Genomic DNA, 18122 nt, shown 5'->3' on the forward strand with positions numbered 1-18122 from the left:
AATGGCTGCTTGGACTATACTGTGGAAAACAAAGCTGTGAAGTGATGGCTAAGAGCAGGTGACAGAATGAAACGTGTGTTATCTTATTTAAAACCTTATCGAGGCTATATGGCCTTTGCCTGGCTGCTTATGCTGGTAGAACTGGCAGTGGAGCTGACTCATCCCTTGTTTATGGCGAAAATTATTGATGAAGGCATTGTGAAGCAGGATATGGGAGCCGTTTATAAATGGGGAGCTTTTATGCTCGGCACGTCTTTATTAGCCTTTGCTTCAGGGATTATTAATTCGTTTGCCGCTGCCCACGTCGGCCAAAATTTCGGCTTTGATCTGCGGGAGAAAATGATGGAGAAAGTGCAATCCTTTTCTTTTGCTAACTATAGCCGATTTGCCGCTTCGTCGCTCATCACCCGGCTGACCAACGACGTAACGCAGCTGCAAAACGCGGTATTTATGAGTTTGCGGATTATGCTGCGCGCTCCTTTAATGGTCATCTTTGGAACGGTGATGGCGTTCTTGATTCATGCTAAGCTGACGGTGATCCTGCTGGTGACGATACCGCCTATGCTTATTTTTCTCTTTATGATGATGAAGAGAAGCGCTTCTCTATTCCGGTCGGTCCAGCAGCGGCTCGATCGTGTCAATAATGTGATACAGGAGAACTTGACAGGGATGCGCATTATTAAAGCTTTCCTTAGATGGAAGCACGAGGTCAGCCGGTTTCAGGAGGCAGGCGAAAAGCTGATGTCGCAGACAATCCGTGTGCTGCGCGCAGTGGAAGCAACAACTCCGGTGCTGCTTCTCGTGATGAATGCCAGCTTGATTGCTATTTTATGGTTCGGTTTTGCTGAATTTGCGAACGGCACAGCTACTGAAGGGCAGATTGTCGCTGTAATTAACTATGCAACGCGGATCATTTCCTCTTTATCGATGTTTACGTTTATTTTAATGGCTTTTTCAAGAGGAAGAGCTTCAAGCCAGCGGATTGGCGAACTGCTGGAGCAGCCGGAAGAAGAGGCGGACCAGCGCTTAAAAGGAACCCCTTTTCAGCCGCAAGAGGGGAGCATCGAATTTGAGGAGGTTGGTTTTTCTTTTCCAGGGAGCAGCGCGCCTGTTCTTGACGGAATCACTTTCTCCGTCCAGCCTGGAAAGACGGCCGCCATTTTAGGGGCAACCGGGTCGGGAAAATCGACGCTTTTTTACCTCATCCCCCGCCTGTATGAGCTTGATGCAGGGAAGATTCTGATTGACGGCCAGGATATCCGTACGCTTCAGCCGGCATCTCTCCGTGAACAGATTGGTTTTGTTCCTCAAGAATCGCATTTATTTACCGGAACGATTCGCGAAAACATTTCTTGGGGGAAAGAAGATGCTTCAATGGAAGAAGTCATCGAAGCGGCCCGGCGCGCCCAAATTCACGAAACGGTTGAAAGCTTGCCGAAGAAATATGATACGATGATCGGCCAAAAGGGCGTGAATTTATCAGGCGGCCAAAAGCAGCGGCTATCTATTGCGCGGGCGCTCATTCGCAAACCGCTAATTCTGCTGCTGGATGACAGCACGAGCGCTCTGGATGTGCAAACAGAGGCCCGGCTATTATCAGAGATCCGGAAAGAAAGCTGCACGACAGTTATTATTACGCAAAAAATCAGCACAGCGATGCAAGCGGATCAAATCATTTTGCTGGAGGATGGAAAGGTGACCGCTTCCGGCAGCCATGAAGAGCTTGTAGCCGGAAGTGAATTTTACCGCCGCATTTTAGCTTCTCAGTATGGAAAGGAAGGGATGTCTTATGTCAAGGTCAGCCGTTAAGCCGGCCCATCCCCACAGCCGCCATGCTCAGCTTGGGCCGAAGCCGAAAGTAAAAGAGCTGCTGCCGACATTGAAAAGGCTGGCGGGATACTTAGCGAGAAGGAAGGGGCTTCTCTTTCTTGTTGTTCTCATGGTTGCTGCGAGCTCTGCGCTTGGACTGCTTGGCCCTTATCTTGTCGGCCGTGCCATCGATGATTTCATTATGACAAAAGATAGGCAAGGCTTGGTTTTATTGCTTGTGTTGCTGGCTGTTGTCTATGTTTTCTATTCGGCAACGATTTTTCTGCAAAACTATTGGATGGTCGGTGTGGCTCAAAAAACGGTATATGAAATGCGGACGGAATTGTTTACTCATCTGCATCAGCTGCCGCTGTCTTTCTTTGATAAACGTCAGCATGGTGAGCTGATGAGCCGGGTGACCAATGATATTGAAAACATCAGCAGCACGCTCAACAGCTCGGTCATCCAGGTTGCTTCCAGCGTATTGACGCTGACGGGAGCTATTGCGGTTATGCTCTATTTAAGCCCGGTATTAACAGCTGTGACTTTATTAATTGTTCCGCTTCTGTATATCGGCATGAACTGGATTACAAGCCGGACTCGCCGTCTGTTTAAGGAACAGCAACGCCACTTGGGCGAACTGAACGGCTTTATTGAAGAGGCTGTGTCAAGCAAGCACATTGTGAAAATGTTTTCTCGTGAAGAAAAAATCGCACTGGCGTTCAATGAACGAAATGCCAAGCTGAAGGAAGCCGGCTTTTGGGCGCAAACGTATTCCGGCTTTATTCCCAAGCTGATGAACATGCTTAATAATATCAGCTTTGCGCTCATTGCCGGAGCAGGGGGGCTGCTGGCGCTGTACGGCCATGTGACAGTTGGGGTCATTGTTGTTTTTGCTGAATATTCCCGGCAGTTCACCCGTCCGCTCAATGACTTGGCGAACCAGTTCAATACGCTGCTCTCAGCCATTGCCGGGGCAGAGCGGGTATTTGATATTTTGGATACGGAACAAGAAGAGAAAGAAAAAGCTGCCGATGTTCAATTAGATAATGTTCGCGGAAAAATTGAATTTCGGGACGTATCCTTTGCTTACGAGAAAGGCAATGAAACGATCAGGAAAGTCAGCTTTACAGCAGAGAGCGGAGACATGGTGGCGCTCGTAGGGCCGACAGGTTCAGGCAAGTCGACCATCATTAATTTGCTCGCCCGCTTTTATGACCCGGACAGCGGCGCCATCTTGGTAGACGGCTGCAACACTGCCAGCATTCCGCGGTCTGAGCTGAGAAAGCATATGGGATTTGTGCTGCAGGACGCGTTTTTATTTGAAGGAACGATCAAGGAAAATATCCGCTATGGCCGCCTGGAGGCAACGGATGAAGAAGTCATAGCGGCCGCTAAGTCTGCTAATGCCCATTCTTTTATTATGAAGCTGCCGGACGGCTACGAGACAAAGCTTCAAAATGAAGGCACAGGCATTAGCCAAGGACAGAAGCAGCTGCTTGCTATTGCCAGGGCGATGCTTGCGGATCCGGCTATTTTAATTTTGGATGAAGCAACAAGCAGCATTGATACGATTACAGAAATGTATATTCAGGAAGCGCTCAGCAGTCTGATGAAAGGGCGGACAACTATTATCATCGCTCACCGGCTCAATACTATCCGGCAGGCTGATCAAATTCTTGTGCTGAACCAAGGGCAGATTGCTGAGAGAGGCACGCACGACACGCTTATACAGAAACAAGGCCAATATGCCGGCTATGCTCAACGCCTGGCTCCTGTCGCTGCCGAGCAGTAACGGGGCCTGGCTTCTTTTATAGGCCAGCAGAAGAACCGGGTGATTATCGGAGGCCGAGCGGGTTTGGTCAAAAGGCCGCCTTGCCATGTGCCATCCTTTTTTGCCGCAGGTTCTAGATATATGGTAGAATAGCTTTCGATTCTTAAGAAAAAATAAAAAGGGTGGATAATCGTGGCAAAAATTCAAGCCCCTGTTCAAAAAAACCAACTAATAGATGTTTCTTTCGAAGATTTAACCCATGACGGACATGCGGTGGCAAAGGTAGAGGGCTATCCTCTCTTTGTAGCGGGCGCGCTGCCCGGGGAAAAGGGCCGCATTCAAGTGACAAAGATTAATAAAGGCTATGGGTTTGGCCGGCTGATTGAACTATATGAAAGCAGCCCGCAGCGGATAGATATCCCGTCTTCAGATCTCCATAAATATGGAGGGACCCAGCTTTCACATATTAGCTATGAAGGACAGCTTCAATTTAAAGAAAAACAAGTGAGGGAAGTGCTGGCACGAATCGGCAAATTGGAAGATGTAAACGTTCATCCCATTTTAGGCATGAAGGAGCCGTGGCATTACCGCAATAAAGCGCAAGTACCGGTCGGAGAGAAAGCCGGCCGTTTGATTGCCGGCTTCTTTAAACCGCGCAGCCATGAAATTGTCGATACGAATGAAAGTGTGATTCAACTGCCGGAAATCAATGAAGCCGTTCAGGCGGTGAAGGAAATTTGCGGCCGGCTTGGCGTGAAGGCGTATGATGAAGTGGCACATAAAGGCGTGCTTCGCCACATCATGGCACGCTGCGGAAAAGCAACAGGAGAACTGATGGTTGTTTTGATTACACGAACAGCCGATCTGCCGCATTCCCGCAAACTGATAGAGGAAATCACACGCCGTTTGCCGCAAGTCAAATCGATTATTCATAATGTGAATCCTCAGCGGACGAATGTGATTATGGGAGAACAGACGAACGTGCTGTGGGGAAGTGATGTCATTTATGACTATATCGGTGATGTGAAATTCGCGATTTCCGCCAAATCCTTTTACCAGGTAAATCCGGTGCAGACGAAAGTGTTGTATGATCAGGCGCTTGAGTATGCCGGTTTGACCGGCAATGAAACCGTTATTGATGCTTATTGCGGCATCGGCACCATTTCGTTATTTCTCGCCCAGAAAGCAAAACATGTATTCGGCGTTGAAATCGTTCCCGAAGCCATTGAGGATGCCAGGAGAAATGCCAGCTTGAATGGCTTGGATAACGTTGAATTCGCTGTTGGCAAAGCAGAAGAAGTGATCACGGACTGGTATAAGCAAGGCAACAAAGCAGACGTTCTTGTGGTTGATCCGCCGCGCAAAGGCTGCGATGAAGCACTCTTGCAGACCATTATCGATATGAAACCGGAAAAAGTTGTCTACGTGTCCTGCAACCCGGCTACACTTGCCCGTGACTTGCGCCTTTTGGAAGACGGCGGCTATCAAACAATGGAAGTACAGCCGGTTGATATGTTTCCGCAGACGACTCATGTGGAAGCTATAGTGTTGCTACAAAGACAATAAGGCTTTTCAAGAAGTATCGAGGGTTATCATATGAGATAAAAAATTAAAGAAATTCAACTCTAAGGCAATGAATGCAAATTAAAGTTTAAAGTTATCACTATGAAAATTTAATATCTACAGCAAGAGACGTTTCGATTGAAGCGTCTTTTTTTGTGCAAACAAGGAATGTTCTCTTATCCTGCGGGGCCTGCCATTTCTAATTTAAAATTGTAATAAATAACTTGAATTTCCATATTACATACAACGAAATTATAATGTTTGGTTGAAAATTCAAGAAAAAACGATATAATTATACCGACAGACAGTCGGTCTATAAGGAGGAGTTGGATGAGAAAAGAAGCTGAAGTACGCAAGAGCGAAATTCTTGGCGCGGCAGATGAGCTTTTCGGTCAGAAGGGCTTGGACGGGACAAGTACAAACGATATTCTCGAAACGGTCGGTATCGCGTGGGGGACAATGTATCATCACTTCAAGTCGAAGGAGGATATTATAGATCCGCTGATTGAGCGGCACAATGTCCGTCTTTTGGGAGCGGCGCAGGAAATTGCTGCCGACAAGAGCATACCCGTAGTCGAGCGCATTATCCGTGTTGTTATGGCACTAAACATAAGTGACGGAAACAGCAAGGAAATTATGGAGTACATTCATCAGCCGCAGAACGCGCTTATGCATCAAAAAATACAAAAGGTCATCGTCAATGGCGTTCCGCCGATACTAGCGGAAATCATCCGCGAGGGTATTGAGCAGGGAATGTTCAACACACCATTTCCGTATGAGTGTATGGAAATGGTTGTGATGTATGCAACTGCCGTTTTTGATGATGATGTGGCGACAATGACAAACGAGGAGCGCTTTTCACGAGTGCTTGCCTTTATCTGCAATGTAGAAAGGCTGCTTGGAGCAGAAAGCGGAAGTCTGATGAACACTTTAAAGATGTTTGGTATGGGAGGTGGAAGCAACAATGAATAACTCAGTAAAATCCTTCAATAAATTTCTTTTACTTTGGTCGGGTCAGCTTGTTTCCACTATAGGAGGAGGTCTTACGTCATTCGGGCTCGGGATTTATGTTTTCCAGCAGACGGGGAAGGCGTCGGCAATGGCACTAGTCACCTTGCTTGCGTTTATGCCTTCGCTTCTCTTAAGCTCTTATGCGGGCGTTCTTGCAGATCGCCATGATCGAAGGCTGTTAATGGTCTTAGGTGATAGTCTTTCCGCACTCGGACTTGTCTTTATTTTAATTTGTATGCTTCGCGGAGAAGCACAGCTATGGCAGATTTGTGTGGGAGTTGCCATTAGCTCTGTGTTTTCTTCGCTGCTTGAACCCTCATATAAAGCGACGGTTACTGATTTACTTACTGAGGAACAGTATACGCAGGCAAGTGGTCTTGTCCAATTGGCGGGCTCGGCAAAATTTCTGATTTCGCCTATAATTGCGGGATTTTTACTCGCTGTTTCGGATATAAAGCTGTTGCTTATCATCGACATTTGCACTTTTTTTGTCACTGTTTCAACTACGCTTGCTGTACGAAGAGGTCTTCCTTCTAAGACATGTGAACAGACTAAATCTTTTATACATGAGTTCAAAGAAGGTTGGTATGCCATTTCTAAAAACAGAGGAGTGCTTGTTCTTGTCATCGTCACATCCGTGTTGACTTTTTTCCTCGGATTTATTGAAACACTCTCTATACCGATGCTTCTTGCTTTTACGGATAGTTCTGTAATTGGGACAATTGAAACTATTGTTGCTTCTGGAATGCTTGTATCAAGTATAATCCTCGGGTTTTTTTCAATAAAAAAAGATTACGTGAAAATTCTTTCGGTTGCGCTGTTTTGTGAAGGACTCTTTATGGCGGCATTCGGATTTCGCGAACATATTATTTTGATCTGTATTTCCGGATTCCTCTTTTTTGCAATGATGCCATTTGCAAACACAACCCTGGATTTTCTTGTCCGCACGAACATTGATCATTCTGTTCAGGGAAGAGCATGGTCACTGATCGGGGTAATTTCTCAGCTTGGATTTGTTGCTGCTTATGCGCTTTCGGGTATACTTGCAGATTTTGTGTTCACGCCTTTATTAGTGGACGGCGGGATGCTGGCTGACAGTGTGGGGAAAATTATTGGTACGGGCAGCGGCAGAGGAACCGGATTCCTCATTATTATTGCCGGGCTTTTGTTATGTGTGACTTCAGTCATTCTATATAACTTGAAATCAGTTAAAACCCTTGAAAACAGAGGGGACCCATGTATTACAGAATAATCCGAAATGACATTTCAAAAAGCAAGCTGATCACACTGACAACAACGATATTTGTCACTTCCGCGGTTATGCTTGTTTCTCTCCCGGCGATACTTGTGGTCAATCTTTCCGGTGCGAAGGTTGTAATGGACGGAAATTCGCTTGCGGACAGACTGATTACACCTCTCGAGGATTTGAAGCAAACAGACCGACAATAGTACGATCAAGATTTTACCTATTTTGCGTTCATAAGCGAGTAACGAGGTAAATCCTTTGTATCCACATACTTGTGCCCGCTCATGTGGAAAGCCTCGCTTGCTTAAAACGTACCTGATAAGCAGCGGCTGATCAAAAGTCTATAAAAAATACGGCAACGGCTCTGATCGCATCTCTTTGCGAAGGAGCCGTTCTTTATTTTCTATAAAAAATAAGCTTGATCAATAAAAGTTGATGCAATGTGATGAAGGGATTTGCGCAATGAGAAGCTTCAGAGCAACGGCACGCTTACATTTAATCATTGCAAGAAGCTGGATCAAGATCCATGGAAAGACTTTTCACTTTTTACCAGCTTTTAAATAGCTTATAATATATTCATAGATAGGAATATTTTAATCTGTCAATAAAAGTGTTATACTATAAGTAAAAGTGATATACTATAACCAGGTACAATCGATACAGAAAAGGTGTGTGTCAAGTCGCGCCTTGGCTTGCTTGTGACGCCTAAGAAGGAGCGACTCTATCTTTTCTGCAAATCTTAGGGGATAAGGAAGGTAAAAATGAGCAACAGAGAAACGAAAACAGACGTCATCTTAATTGGTGCCGGAATCATGAGCGCGACTTTAGGTACACTTCTAAAAGAACTAGCACCAGACTGGAATATTACAGTGTTTGAGAAACTGGCAGACGCAGGAGAAGAAAGCTCTAACGAATGGAATAATGCTGGAACAGGGCATGCTGCATTGTGCGAGCTCAACTACACCTCTGAAAAATCAGATGGATCCGTTGATATTACAAAAGCAATTAAAGTAAATGAACAGTTCCAGGTTTCTATGCAGTTTTGGTCTTACCTTGTAAAGAGCCAGCTGATCAATAATCCGCAGGAATTTATTATGCCCTTGCCTCATGTCAGCATGGTGCAAGGAGAAGAAAATGTCGCTTTCTTAAAGAGACGTTTTGAAGCGATGTCAAAAAATCCCCTTTTCAAAGGAATGGAGTTTTCTGATGACGCGGAAAAACTGAAAGAGTGGATTCCGCTCATTATGCAAGACCGTCCAGCAGATGAAGCGATTGCAGCAACAAAAATTGACACAGGTACAGACGTCAACTTTGGCGCTTTAACACGTATGTTAATTGACCACTTAAAAACTAAGAACGTTGAGGTTAATTATAATCATAGCGTTGAAAGTGTTAAGCGTACAAAGGATGGCCTATGGGAAGTAAAAGTACATGATGTCGACGGCTGCAAAATGAAGTATGAAACGGCCAAATTCGTCTTCCTTGGAGCTGGAGGAGGAAGCTTGGAGTTGCTGCAAAAATCAGGCATCCCAGAAGGAAAACACATTGGCGGCTTCCCGATTAGCGGATTGTTTATGGTATGCAAAAATCAAGAAGTCGTTGAGCAGCATCATGCCAAAGTATACGGAAAGGCTAAAGTTGGCGCTCCGCCAATGTCCGTTCCGCATCTTGACACACGCTACATCGATAATAAAAAATCCTTATTATTCGGACCGTTTGCCGGTTTTTCGCCTAAGTTCTTAAAAACCGGTTCAAATATGGATTTGATTGCTTCTGTAAAGCCGCACAATATTACTACCTTATTGGCGGCCGGAGTAAAAGAAATGGCATTGACGAAATATCTGATCCAGCAGCTGATGCTATCAAAAGAGCAGCGCATGAAAGAACTGCGTGAATTCATTCCAAATGCCAAGAGCGAAGATTGGGATATGGTGGTTGCCGGCCAGCGTGTACAAGTCATTAAAGATACGGAAGCGGGCGGCAAAGGAACCCTTCAATTTGGTACAGAGGTTGTAAGTGCTTCTGACGGTTCAATCGCTGCCTTGCTGGGCGCTTCTCCGGGGGCTTCCACTGCGGTTCACGTCATGCTTGAGGTTCTTCAAAGATGTTTCCCTCAACATATCGGCGAGTGGGAAGCGAAAATCAAAGAGATGATTCCTTCTTACGGCATGTCGCTCATGCAAAATCCAGAGCTTTTGGAGGAAGTCCACGCTTCAACAGCGCAGACGCTTGGGCTAAGCGACAACAAGCAACAGTTGCAGACCGCAGGACAAGGCGTATAACACGCGCATAAACTGCCGTGATGAAAGATCCGGCAGGCTATCCTGCTGAAGAAGCTTCCCGCTTTTTACGGGAAGCTTCTTTTTTGACCTTTTATACACTGGCTGTTCCCATTCAAAGAGCCGGCACTAGAAGCTAGTGCCGGCTCTTTTTGTTTCATTAGAAAGCAGGGATGACGACTATTTCAGCTTTGCCGGGACCGGCTTGGAGCCGGCAAGCTACCCGGCAATTTTCTTTAAGCGTCCTGCCAGCGGCAAGACAATCAGCCCGGCGATAACAACCTGAAGGACATTTCCAGGGACAGAGCCGAACGGCTGTATCCAGTTAGCATACAAAATCACTTCAGCAAAATAATAGCCGACGACTTTAATCGCCAATGCGGCAGCAATTGCCAGTGTGTTGACGATGATTCTCTTGCCGGGCACTTTCTCAGAGATGAGGCCTGCTGTAAAGCCCATTGCCCCAACGATAACAAATGTAAACGGCGCCCATATTGTCCAGCCGGAAAGAAGGTCGAATAAGGCCATTCCGAAGGCTCCTGCTATCGCTCCGGTTTTTTTGCCGTACACGAAGGCGGCGATAAAAAGAGGCACATTTCCCAAGTGGATGAGGCCGCCGTTTCCCATGATTGGAAGCTTTATGTTGATAAACATAGTCGCTACAAGAGTTAATGTAATAAAAAGTGCATTAATGACGATCGCCCTAGTTTTCGTCCTAGCGGCTCCTGCCGATGAAAATGTTGAATCCATATGACAACCTCTTTCTGTTTTTTATCTACTATCATACTCTTAATCAGGCACTTAATAAATACCTAATCCTGTTTATTGGAACAGGTAAAGAATAACAAGGATAGAAATAACATATAGGTGGAATGAAAGCCGGATACAGTCTATTCGTAGCTGCAGAATTCAAGTAAGTTTCCATCTGGATCGCGCAAATAGAGTGATTTCATTTTGCCTTTCACGCCAGTTCTTTCCACCGTGCCAGTTTCTAATTCGATGTTCTTCTTTTCCAGTTCATTTTTAAAATAATCAATGCTCCCGTTCACTTCCAAACACAAATCAGCGCTTCCCGTTTGGATATGCTTGGCGTGCGGAGATAATTCTTTTCCTAAAAAGTGCACATTAATTTTGAAGTCGCCAGCGAAAAGCTCCCAGCGTTCATTTGTATTTTTGGCCGTAAAACCCAGCTTTTCATAAAAGGAGATGCAATTTTCCATATTTGCGGTAGTAATGACCAAGTGATCGATTTTTTTAATCATTGATTTGTCCCTGCCTTTTCATTCAGGCCGATTGCCTAATCGCTTCCCTTTCGTAAAGAAATGGTGCTTTAGGATTATAGCATAAATTGATAGATTCTTCTAATCATTCTTAAATTTTCGCTTCTTACTTGCCGCTTCAATCGTTATTTTTGTTGATTTTTATTATAATTGATATTATTATCAAATTTAATAACATAATGAATGAGGGGAAAACATGATGATCGAAAAAGAGATAATCATTGAAAAAGATATTTTTGCCACAGTCACATGCCCGCAGCAGGCCGGAGTGTTTCCGGCAGTCTTGCTTATCGCTGGTTCGGGGCCGATTGATCGCGATGGAAATGGGAAAAAAGGCAAGTATCCAACGAACTTATATAAAGAATTAGCTGCTTTCTTTACAGAACTTGGTTTTATGACGCTTCGTTATGACAAGCGCGGGACAGGAAAACGCCAAGGAGACTGGAGGGACGCCGGATTGTCTGACTTATTGTCCGATGCCAAAGCGGCTGCGGCTTTTTTGCAGGGACAGCCCAATGTTTCGAAGGTGATTGTATGCGGCCACAGTGAAGGAACCATCTTAGCGACAGATCTCGCGGCGACCATGGCGATAGATGGCTGTATGCTTCTGTCCGGCGGGGTGGATAACTTAATGGAGGCGCTCATTCACCAGCGGAAGCAGGCCTATCGGGAGCTGTTAGAGATGCCTGGCTGGAAAGGGTGGATTAATCGGAAGCTGAAGGTAGATGAAATAAATGAAAAAAAGGCGGAAAAACTACTGGAGAAAATGAAAGCGTCCAAACGCGACACGATTCGGGTTCAAGGCATTAAGCAGCCGGCAAAATGGTTTCGTGAACATGCAGACTACCAGACGAGAGCGGCTTTACAACGAGTCACTTGCCCTGTTTTCGCCCTGCATGGCAATAAAGATCCGCTTGTGGACAGCACTGTGCTGGAGGAACTGGCAGGGCTCGTGCAAGGAGAAAGCGAATACCATGTCGTCGAGGATATGGAGCATGGCCTGCGCGAACAGGCAGAACCGAAAAGCATATTAAAAACAAAGGCACTGATGAAAACAGTTTTGACACGACCGCTTCATAAAGAGGGACTGCAGCTGATGGCCGGCTGGCTCAAGCGATTTTTAGCGGAAGACTGAGTTTTTTAAGCGAAAAGAGCCTTTCAAGTCGGAAAGGCTCTGACGTTCTTTCCGATTTTTCATTCCGATTGCAGCCATTTGTTGATTGCCTTTACATAATCATCTTTTGGGTAGTCTTTGTATAATCCGCTGGCTAGCCGTACAGGATCGCCGAAAAAATATCTTTCATAGTGGGTTTGCCTTGTGCCAAACGAGCTCATGGTGAGATCCCAAGCTAAGCGGAATAGCTTCGTCCGGTCCACTGCCGTGTTGTTTGCTGCCTGCAAATATTGGTCAAGGTCTTTTCTGATGGCAGACTGAAAGGCTTTTTCGGTTGGCAGAGATACCATCCCGCTGGCGCCGATTAATTGAATGATTTCAGTAAAGCGAGGGTAAATTCTCGGAAAGACGTTGCTTGCCGCTTGGAGGGGGATAAGACTCGGCCGCATCGATCCCCATTCATCTAATTGGGCATCATTCTCCGATTTCTCAAGCAATGCTCTCATTGTTTCCAGCCCGATCATAATCTCCGATAGCTTTTCTTGAATGTGCTGGTATTCGCTGACATTAATCGTTTGGACGAGAAGCTCTGCCACACCTAAAATAAATTCTGTTTTTATAGTTTGTCTTGTGACGGCCTGGTGAACGGCAAACGGAGAAAAAGAGCTTTTCTTGAGAAAGTCGTTCGCTGCTTTAATATTATCGTAGAAGAAGACACGTTCCCATGGAACGAGCACATGATCAAAGACAATAACAGAGTCCATTTCTTCATATTGCGAGCTTAAAGGATGATCAAAACGGGATTCGCTGTTCAGAAAAGACTCTCTGCAAATAAACTTTAATCCTTTCGTATCGGAAGGAATGGAAAACGCGAAAGCCTCATTGGATTGAAAAAACAATTTAGGAGCATGGAACACTAGCACCTCATCCGTCAAGCCGCCTTGAGTAGCAAGAAGGCGGGCTCCCTTAATGATCAGCCCCTGCTCATTCTTGTCAACGATTTGAGCAGAGATAGGTTCATTAGCATCCTCGGAATAGATTTGGGAGCGATTCACTTGCGGCGTGATGAATGTATGTGTGAATGAAAGGTCTTTTTCGCAAGCCAGCTCATACAGTGACCGAATATGTTCAGGAAAGCAATTTTCCCTGCCGGTTAAGAGCTCTGCTGAGGAAGCAAAGCTCATTAGCACGCTGTTTAAGTAGTCAGGGCTTCTTCCCATCAGACCGCCTGTGTGTCTGGCCCATTGTTCGATCATTTTTCTCCTCTTCAGCAAATCCTCCTTTGTTTTCGGCTGTAAATAAGACAGGCCGACACGTTCGCCGGTGCTTGGCGATACAAAAGTCATTTGTTCCTTCAACTCAGGCTGGCATTGCAAATCGTAAAGGGAAGCTTTTGTTTGCAGCAGTCCTTTAAAGGCAGGGTGCTCAGAGAGGTTGCCTGCGACTTTTTCTCCATCAAACCAAATTTCTGTTTTGAGCTGGTTTAAACGGTCGATAAACTTTTTTCCGTTTACTACTCCCATGTTTTCACTCCTTTGAATTTTAAATGGTTGAATATGTTATTTTATTAGAGGATGGGAGAGGAGGTGATTTTCAGATGACTGATGCGAGAGGAGATACATTGAATGAGATCAAGTAAAGATAGCTGTAGTTAAATCTCGCAGGCTCAGTGGTTGAGAAGAGCAGTCGAGATTTTTTTATGAAAAGGATGAATGAGTCAAGAGTTTGCAATGCAATGGAATTTATAGGTTCATTTGGAATCTTTACTATATAATGAAAAGGCCCGATTGAAACATATCGAAGAATCTTTTCCGCGGGGAAGCAAGGGTTTACACGAATCCCAAGCAATCAGTAGGAAAGAAATCATAACCGTTCCAATGAAAAAGGGAGTGTTTTTCTTTGAATGCTTGCGGCTGATGCTGCAGTCTCAATGTCTGGAGCTCCATACAGCCGCAGCTGGCTTAAATGTATGAAAGAAAAGAACTTTTAATCATTGATTAATTTTTATATGAGGTGTGCAATAACATGGTGATCCTGCAAATGAAGCAAATAGAAAAGAATGAAGGGAATACAATTATTTTTCCAACATTCGATTTAGATGTACGTAAAGGAGAAATAGTGGCGATTAAATGCCATAGTGAAGCGGGCAGACAGCTAATAAAAATGGTCATCGGCGAGGTTCCGTTATCAAACGGCGAGATCTTACTAGAGGGCGTACCTTTAAATCGCCATTTTAAGAGCTTATCTGCCCGGATAGGAATCTTTCAGCTGGATGAAGCTCTATATGACCGTTTGACCCCACAGGAATATTTGGAGTTCTTTCAACGGCTGTATGGTGCGAAGGGGAAAACGGAAGGGCTTCTCGATAAGGTTTGCCTAGCGGAGAAGGCGAAGGTGAAAATTATGAAGCTCTCTTATTCGGAAAAGAAGAGGCTGCAGCTTGCTAAGGCTGTTTTGCATCAGCCGGATTTGCTTCTTATGGAAGAGCCTGACCAAAATATGAATATTGAAAGCAAGATTATTATGCAAAGAGTATTGGCAGATTTTGCAGAGCGAGGAAAAGCTGTTCTAATAACGACCGATAACTTTGAAAGCGCCATATCCATGACGAATACTCTTTACCAGTTGAATGAAAAAGGCTTGAAAAAAATTGAAGTGGTCGAGGAGGAACATAAAGAGTCAGCTGGCACCGAGAATCAACTAGCCGCCGCTCAAGAGGAGCTTCCCGATGAAGAGAACCTTTCCTTTGCTGACAGGCAAATAAAGGTTGAAAAAATTCCGGCAAAAATGAATGAGAAAATTGTTCTTTTTGATCCGACTGAAATCATTTTTGTAGAGAGCAATGAAGGGGTTGCCCAACTGCATGTAAATGGAGAAGTTTTCCCCTGTTCCGCTACATTAAATGAATTATCTGAACGGCTGCAGCCCTTTGGTTTTTTTCGTTGTCACCGTTCCTATATTGTTAATTTGCAAAGAGTTCGTGAAGTCATTCCCTGGACAAGAAACAGCTACAGCTTAATTCTCGAAGATTCAAAGAAGACTGCTATCCCATTATCTAAAGGGAAGTTGAATGAATTGAAAAATATTATGGGAATTTAATTTTAAATGAGAGTCTACTAGCGGACTTTTGAATAAAATGTTGCTCCATTCAACGGAAAATTGACGCTCCTTAACTGCCTTTTCGCTCTTTTGGCCTTGATATTACGGCGTTTTCCTTCTGTTGCCACTACACTTGAGGTGCCGTAGTGAAAAAGAGAAAAGGAGCAAGCAGAATGGAAAATGTTATTGAAGTAAAGCATTTAGTGAAGTCATTTGAGAATAAAACCGCCTTGAAGCGTGTGGACTTTAACGTAAAAAAAGGGGAGACGATTGGATTTTTAGGTCCTAGCGGATCGGGAAAAACGACTATAATAAAAATTTTAACAGCGCAGCTTCACCCAACGTCTGGGGAAGTCAAAGTGTTTAATGAACCCATACATAAGTTAAAGACGCCCGCTTATATGAAAAAAATCGGTATTTTGACAGATAACAGCGGTCTTTATGAGCGGCTTAGCATTTATGATAACCTTGCCTTATATGGCGATTTGTATGAAGTAAGGAAAAGCAGAATAAATGAAGTGCTTGAAGCTGTCAATCTATTAGACGAAAAAAAACAGATTGTACAAAAGCTGTCAAAGGGGATGAAGCAGCGGGTTACGCTAGCCAGGGCCATCTTACACAAACCAGATCTTCTGTTTCTGGATGAACCAACTTCCGCTTTAGATCCAGTCAACACAAAGTATATTCACGAAGGATTAAAGAAGTTGAATGAGGAAGGAACAACGATTTTTTTAACTACCCATGATATGCAGGAGGCCGAGGTGCTTTGTGATCGGGTCGCTTTTTTGCATGACGGCGAAATAAGGCTGCTGGATACACCGCAAAGCTTGAGGGCTCGGGAGAAAAACATATCGATCTCACTCGTATTAAAGGGCGGCAGAACAGTCGTCGTTAAGAAAGACGAGGAAGGGGCTAAAGCCATCTGTGACTATATTCAAACAGGCGAGCTGCTAACTATTCATTCAAATGAGCCGACACTTGGGGACATCTTTGTCCGGTTAACAGGGAGGAACTTATAATGACCTTTTCAATGAAAAGAGCAAATGCCATATTTATCAAGGATTGGAAAGACCTTCAAAGAAACTCTTATATTCTTTTTACAGCAGCTATTCCGTTATTTTTTGCTGCATGGCTCGGGCGCATAGGGGCAGACAGCGCCATCCTGGCTTCATATCCGGTTAATTTAGCTCTTGTGATTGCCGGTGCCTTTATTCAAGCAGCTATGGTAGCAGAGGAGAAAGAAAAAAATACACTGAGAGGACTGCTATTGTCACCGGCAAATACGCTGGAAATCTTAGTGGGAAAAAGCGCTCTATCCGCTGTAATGACTATTGTGATCATCACGGGGTCCATCTTATTGTCAGGCTATCGCGTTCCGTCCCTGCCGGTATTTGCAGTGAGTATATTGCTCGGCCTAATTATTTATTTAGCTATTGGAACTATTCTTGGCTTGCTGTCACGGACGGTCATGGAGAGCAGCATTATCGGCATGCCTGTACTGGTGGTCTTTGGAATGGCTTCTATGGTGAAAACGACGATAGAAAATGAAGTTCTTGTCAAGGTGATCGATTATTTGCCAAGCGAACAATTAAACCATATTTGGGTCCGCTTAGGCGAGGGCGAGGGCTTAAGTGCTGTCAGCGGCAATATGGCGGTACTGTTGCTGTGGGCTGCCGCATCATTTTTTGCCACTATGCTGATTTATCGGAAAAACAGTATGGATTACTCATAATTGCTAAGCAGGCATTCTTGTTAATGCCTGCTTTTTAGTTTGCCGCTCTTTAGGTAAAGAGCGGGAACTTTTGAAGCAATCAACTTTAAGTTAAATATTTTTTTCGTTTTTTTCATATAAATAGGTTGCTGTTAGTTAAAGCTTGATGGCAAGGAGGGGATTCGGTAATGATCGGTTTATTCGTTATCTTGCTGCTTGTATTGCTGCTGCCTTTCCTCGCGAAAAAGGTGGAGGAGAATTTAGAAGTATTTTTATTTGTGATGGGAGGTTTGGCGGCTGTCAGCGGCCATGTGCTGGATCGGGCTTTACTGGAGAAGGCGCTCAAAGATCCGATCAGCATTACGGCCGCTGTATTGGCGGCCGGCCTTTTGTTCAAGTGGCTGAGAAAGCCATTAGAAAAAGGGATTTGTCGACTTCAGACGGGGATGCCCTTTCGCTTGTTTATTGCCCTGATTGTTGTTATTTCAGGGCTGCTGTCAAGTGTGATTACAGCGATTATCGCCGCTCTGATTTTAGTTTTGGTAGTGAGTGTTCTGCCGCTTGATCGCCAATCTGAGGTCAGGCTTGTCATCTTAGCTTGTTTCTCGATTGGGCTGGGGGCTTCTTTAACACCAATCGGGGAGCCTCTGTCCACGATCGCGATCAGCAAGCTGGGAGGAGATTTCTTTTATCTTTTGCGGCTGATCGGACCGGAAGTGTTAGGGGCTGTCCTGCTTTTAGGCATTCTTGCGATGATGGTTGTTCACCCGGCGGCCGACCAGGACAGCCTGAGAGATCGCCGGACGGAGGAGTCCTATGAAGAGATTGGCGTGCGAACGGTGAAGATTTACTTATTTGTAATGGGGTTGACCTTGCTTGGTGCCGGGTTTGAACCGCTCATTAACCAATACCTTCTTCAGGTCGATACCGGTGTTCTATACTGGGTGAACATGATCTCAGCCATACTTGACAATGCGACCCTCACTGCTGCTGAAATTAGCCCTTCCATGGACGAGCCGGCTGTAAAGGCGATTCTGCTGGGTCTTTTGATCAGCGGAGGAATGCTTGTTCCAGGCAACATTCCAAACATTATTTCAGCAGGAAAGCTGGGAATCACGAGCAAGGAATGGGCGGAATTTGGACTGCCTGTCGGCCTTGCCATTATGCTTCTCTTCTTTATGGTCCTTACCTTCCTATAAAGATTTAGAATACTGCCTGCACGTTCGAGCTTAAGAG

The 18122-nt window shown here is 44.9% G+C and carries 15 protein-coding genes; 12 read left to right on the top strand and 3 right to left on the bottom strand.

All coding sequences use genetic code 11. The features are described from left to right. The first annotated feature begins 66 nt into the window (after nucleotides 1-66). The 7 genes from B1A98_RS16210 (at nucleotide 67) to B1A98_RS16240 (ending at nucleotide 9685) form a co-directional block, all read left to right on the top strand. Nucleotides 67-1809 (top strand): ABC transporter ATP-binding protein, encoded by a 1743-nt coding sequence (locus B1A98_RS16210; protein ID WP_041101170.1) that lies wholly within the window; start codon nucleotides 67-69, stop codon nucleotides 1807-1809. After that, complete coding sequence (locus B1A98_RS16215) at nucleotides 1790-3604, top strand: ABC transporter ATP-binding protein (RefSeq protein WP_063383825.1); 1815 nt, start codon at nucleotides 1790-1792, stop codon at nucleotides 3602-3604. Before B1A98_RS16210 ends, B1A98_RS16215 begins: the two co-directional genes overlap by 20 nt. A 171-nt stretch (nucleotides 3605-3775) precedes the next feature. Then, nucleotides 3776-5149, top strand: a complete 1374-nt coding sequence (gene rlmD, locus B1A98_RS16220; protein ID WP_082821630.1) for a 23S rRNA (uracil(1939)-C(5))-methyltransferase RlmD — start codon at nucleotides 3776-3778, stop codon at nucleotides 5147-5149. A gap of 327 nt (nucleotides 5150-5476) precedes the next feature. Beyond that, nucleotides 5477-6118, top strand: a complete 642-nt coding sequence (locus tag B1A98_RS16225) for a TetR/AcrR family transcriptional regulator (RefSeq protein ID WP_063383826.1) — start codon at nucleotides 5477-5479, stop codon at nucleotides 6116-6118. Then, complete coding sequence (locus tag B1A98_RS16230; protein ID WP_063383827.1) at nucleotides 6111-7409, top strand: MFS transporter; 1299 nt, start codon at nucleotides 6111-6113, stop codon at nucleotides 7407-7409. Before B1A98_RS16225 ends, B1A98_RS16230 begins: the two co-directional genes overlap by 8 nt. After that, the gene (locus tag B1A98_RS16235; protein ID WP_063383828.1) at nucleotides 7394-7606 is read left to right on the top strand and encodes a hypothetical protein; all 213 of its coding nucleotides are present in this window, start codon (nucleotides 7394-7396) and stop codon (nucleotides 7604-7606) included. Before B1A98_RS16230 ends, B1A98_RS16235 begins: the two co-directional genes overlap by 16 nt. 558 nt (nucleotides 7607-8164) lie before the next feature. After that, nucleotides 8165-9685: a malate:quinone oxidoreductase gene (locus B1A98_RS16240; protein ID WP_063383829.1), complete on the top strand. Its 1521-nt coding sequence runs from the start codon at nucleotides 8165-8167 to the stop codon at nucleotides 9683-9685. 216 nt (nucleotides 9686-9901) lie between these two features. Here the strand turns inward: B1A98_RS16240 and B1A98_RS16245 are convergent, their stop codons facing one another. Beyond that, a complete protein-coding gene (locus B1A98_RS16245) occupies nucleotides 9902-10432 on the bottom strand; it encodes an ECF transporter S component (protein ID WP_041114200.1) in 531 nt (176 codons plus the stop codon). 140 nt (nucleotides 10433-10572) lie between these two features. Further along, nucleotides 10573-10944: a VOC family protein gene (locus B1A98_RS16250; RefSeq protein WP_063383830.1), complete on the bottom strand. Its 372-nt coding sequence runs from the start codon at nucleotides 10942-10944 to the stop codon at nucleotides 10573-10575. Nucleotides 10945-11158: 214 nt separating this feature from the next. On the opposite strand from B1A98_RS16250, the gene B1A98_RS16255 reads away from it, so the two are divergent. Next, complete coding sequence (locus B1A98_RS16255; protein WP_082821631.1) at nucleotides 11159-12097, top strand: alpha/beta hydrolase family protein; 939 nt, start codon at nucleotides 11159-11161, stop codon at nucleotides 12095-12097. 59 nt (nucleotides 12098-12156) lie between these two features. On the opposite strand, the gene hpaB is transcribed toward B1A98_RS16255, so the two are convergent. Then, a complete protein-coding gene (hpaB, locus tag B1A98_RS16260) occupies nucleotides 12157-13599 on the bottom strand; it encodes a 4-hydroxyphenylacetate 3-monooxygenase, oxygenase component (protein WP_063383832.1) in 1443 nt (480 codons plus the stop codon). A gap of 502 nt (nucleotides 13600-14101) precedes the next feature. Here hpaB and B1A98_RS16270 point away from each other — a divergent pair. The 4 genes from B1A98_RS16270 to B1A98_RS16285 all read left to right on the top strand — a co-directional run bounded on the left by B1A98_RS16270 (nucleotide 14102) and on the right by B1A98_RS16285 (nucleotide 18085). After that, on the top strand, nucleotides 14102-15175 hold the full coding sequence (locus B1A98_RS16270; protein ID WP_063383834.1) for a LytTR family transcriptional regulator DNA-binding domain-containing protein: 1074 nt from the start codon (nucleotides 14102-14104) through the stop codon (nucleotides 15173-15175). Between the two features lie 173 nt (nucleotides 15176-15348). Beyond that, nucleotides 15349-16194, top strand: a complete 846-nt coding sequence (locus B1A98_RS16275) for an ABC transporter ATP-binding protein (RefSeq protein ID WP_063383835.1) — start codon at nucleotides 15349-15351, stop codon at nucleotides 16192-16194. Further along, the gene (locus tag B1A98_RS16280; RefSeq protein WP_063383836.1) at nucleotides 16194-16907 is read left to right on the top strand and encodes an ABC transporter permease; all 714 of its coding nucleotides are present in this window, start codon (nucleotides 16194-16196) and stop codon (nucleotides 16905-16907) included. The genes B1A98_RS16275 and B1A98_RS16280 overlap by 1 nt, the downstream gene beginning before the upstream one ends. A 167-nt stretch (nucleotides 16908-17074) precedes the next feature. Further along, nucleotides 17075-18085 (top strand): DUF1646 family protein, encoded by a 1011-nt coding sequence (locus tag B1A98_RS16285; protein WP_063383837.1) that lies wholly within the window; start codon nucleotides 17075-17077, stop codon nucleotides 18083-18085. The last annotated feature ends 37 nt before the right edge of the window (nucleotides 18086-18122 follow it).

Source organism: Pseudobacillus badius (assembly GCF_002189605.1).
Taxonomy (GTDB): Bacteria; Bacillota; Bacilli; order Bacillales; family Domibacillaceae; genus Pseudobacillus; species Pseudobacillus badius.

Coding starts and splice junctions, on each gene's coding strand:
- B1A98_RS16210 (WP_041101170.1), top strand. CDS start 67: ATGAAACGTGTGTTATCTTATTTAAAACCTTATCGAGGCTATATGGCC.
- B1A98_RS16215 (WP_063383825.1), top strand. CDS start 1,790: ATGTCAAGGTCAGCCGTTAAGCCGGCCCATCCCCACAGCCGCCATGCT.
- B1A98_RS16225 (WP_063383826.1), top strand. CDS start 5,477: ATGAGAAAAGAAGCTGAAGTACGCAAGAGCGAAATTCTTGGCGCGGCA.
- B1A98_RS16230 (WP_063383827.1), top strand. CDS start 6,111: ATGAATAACTCAGTAAAATCCTTCAATAAATTTCTTTTACTTTGGTCG.
- B1A98_RS16235 (WP_063383828.1), top strand. CDS start 7,394: ATGTATTACAGAATAATCCGAAATGACATTTCAAAAAGCAAGCTGATC.
- B1A98_RS16240 (WP_063383829.1), top strand. CDS start 8,165: ATGAGCAACAGAGAAACGAAAACAGACGTCATCTTAATTGGTGCCGGA.
- B1A98_RS16245 (WP_041114200.1), bottom strand. CDS start 10,432: ATGGATTCAACATTTTCATCGGCAGGAGCCGCTAGGACGAAAACTAGG.
- B1A98_RS16250 (WP_063383830.1), bottom strand. CDS start 10,944: ATGATTAAAAAAATCGATCACTTGGTCATTACTACCGCAAATATGGAA.
- B1A98_RS16255 (WP_082821631.1), top strand. CDS start 11,159: ATGATGATCGAAAAAGAGATAATCATTGAAAAAGATATTTTTGCCACA.
- hpaB (WP_063383832.1), bottom strand. CDS start 13,599: ATGGGAGTAGTAAACGGAAAAAAGTTTATCGACCGTTTAAACCAGCTC.
- B1A98_RS16270 (WP_063383834.1), top strand. CDS start 14,102: ATGGTGATCCTGCAAATGAAGCAAATAGAAAAGAATGAAGGGAATACA.
- B1A98_RS16275 (WP_063383835.1), top strand. CDS start 15,349: ATGGAAAATGTTATTGAAGTAAAGCATTTAGTGAAGTCATTTGAGAAT.
- B1A98_RS16280 (WP_063383836.1), top strand. CDS start 16,194: ATGACCTTTTCAATGAAAAGAGCAAATGCCATATTTATCAAGGATTGG.
- B1A98_RS16285 (WP_063383837.1), top strand. CDS start 17,075: ATGATCGGTTTATTCGTTATCTTGCTGCTTGTATTGCTGCTGCCTTTC.